This is a genomic window from Mucilaginibacter frigoritolerans (assembly GCF_007830615.1).
Lineage (GTDB): Bacteria > Bacteroidota > Bacteroidia > Sphingobacteriales > Sphingobacteriaceae > Mucilaginibacter > Mucilaginibacter frigoritolerans.
In genome coordinates this window covers 1-1,615 of record NZ_VLLI01000029.1, presented here as the reverse complement: position 1 = coordinate 1,615, position 1,615 = coordinate 1, and the positions used below count along the sequence as shown (strand labels likewise).

1 rRNA gene is annotated in these 1,615 nt (G+C 49.7%); it reads right to left on the bottom strand.

Annotated features, from left to right (window positions below):
• Positions 1 to 20: 20 nt before the first annotated feature.
• Positions 21 to 1,542, bottom strand: a 16S ribosomal RNA gene (locus JN11_RS24275).
• Positions 1,543 to 1,615: the final 73 nt, after the last annotated feature.

The window sequence follows — 1,615 nt, the reverse complement described above, 5'->3', positions numbered from 1 at the left end:
TTTGTTGGATACTGCTCCAGAAAGGAGGTATTCCAGCCACACCTTCCGGTACGGCTACCTTGTTACGACTTAGCCCCAGTTACCGACTTTACCCTAGGACGCTCCTTGCGGTTACGCACTTCAGGCACTTCCAGCTTCCATGGCTTGACGGGCGGTGTGTACAAGGCCCGGGAACGTATTCACCGCAGCATTGCTGATCTGCGATTACTAGCGAATCCAACTTCACGGGGTCGAGTTGCAGACCCCGATCCGAACTGTGAACAGCTTTTTGAGATTGGCATCCTGTTACCAGGTAGCTGCCCTCTGTACTGCCCATTGTAGCACGTGTGTAGCCCCGGACGTAAGGGCCATGATGACTTGACGTCGTCCCCTCCTTCCTCTCTATTTGCATAGGCAGTCTGTTTAGAGTCCCCACCTTAACGTGCTGGCAACTAAACATAGGGGTTGCGCTCGTTGCGGGACTTAACCCAACACCTCACGGCACGAGCTGACGACAGCCATGCAGCACCTAGTTTCGTGTCCCGAAGGACTGATACGTCTCTGTATCATTCACTAACTTTCAAGCCCGGGTAAGGTTCCTCGCGTATCATCGAATTAAACCACATGCTCCTCCGCTTGTGCGGGCCCCCGTCAATTCCTTTGAGTTTCACCCTTGCGGGCGTACTCCCCAGGTGGAATACTTAACGCTTTCGCTTTGACGCTGACTGTATATCGCCAACATCGAGTATTCATCGTTTAGGGCGTGGACTACCAGGGTATCTAATCCTGTTTGATCCCCACGCTTTCGTGCCTCAGCGTCAATCATACTTTAGTAAGCTGCCTTCGCAATTGGTGTTCTGTGACATATCTATGCATTTCACCGCTACTTGTCACATTCCGCCTACCTCAAGTACATTCAAGCCCATCAGTATCAAAGGCACTGCGATAGTTAAGCTACCGTCTTTCACCCCTGACTTAATAGGCCGCCTACGCACCCTTTAAACCCAATAAATCCGGATAACGCTTGGATCCTCCGTATTACCGCGGCTGCTGGCACGGAGTTAGCCGATCCTTATTCTCAGAGTACATTCAGCTACCAATTCATTGGTAGGTTTATTCCCCTGCAAAAGCAGTTTACAACCCATAGGGCCGTCTTCCTGCACGCGGCATGGCTGGTTCAGGCTTCCGCCCATTGACCAATATTCCTTACTGCTGCCTCCCGTAGGAGTCTGGTCCGTGTCTCAGTACCAGTGTGGGGGGTCATCCTCTCAGATCCCCTAAACATCGTAGCCTTGGTAAGCCGTTACCTTACCAACTAGCTAATGTTCCGCATGCCCATCCATATCCTATAAATATTTGATCATTATACAATGCTGTACTGTGATTTTATGCGGGCTTAATCTCTCTTTCGAGAGGCTATCCCCCTGATATGGGTAGGTTACATACGTGTTACGCACCCGTGCGCCACTCTCATGAAAAGCAAGCTCTTCAATCCCGTCCGACTTGCATGTATTAGGCCTGCCGCTAGCGTTCATCCTGAGCCAGGATCAAACTCTCCATTGTAAAATGTTTTTGTTTGTTCACTGACCCTATTATTAATAATAGAATCTGTATTTTATATCTTTTTACAGTATCC